We start from the raw sequence: 313 nt of genomic DNA on the forward strand, positions 1-313 counted from the left end.
TACACGCTGATCGAGCCGGCCGTCGCCACATCGGCCCCGCCCGGCAGCATCGAGGTGGTGGAAGTGTTCGGCTACAGCTGCGGCGCCTGCGCGGCCCTGCAGCCGCACATCGATGCCTGGAAGCCGGGCCTGCCCGACGACGTCGTGTTCCGCTATCAGCCGGCGGCCTTCGGCGGCGCCTGGGACCTGTACGCCCGCGCCTACTTCGCGGCCGAGGCCCTGGGCGTGCTCGAAGCAGCGCATGCCCCCGTGTTCGTCGCCGTGCATACCGAGCGTCGGCCGATCAGCGGCATCGAGGACATCGCCGCACTCT

1 protein-coding gene is annotated in these 313 nt (G+C 71.2%); it reads left to right on the plus strand.

What is annotated here, in order from left to right; genetic code table 11:
- A partial coding sequence (locus FLQ44_RS23835) for a thioredoxin domain-containing protein (RefSeq protein WP_500692559.1) occupies window positions 1-313 on the plus strand: 313 nt, incomplete at both ends.

This window comes from Vogesella mureinivorans, assembly GCF_007644035.1.
GTDB lineage: Bacteria > Pseudomonadota > Gammaproteobacteria > Burkholderiales > Chromobacteriaceae > Vogesella > Vogesella mureinivorans.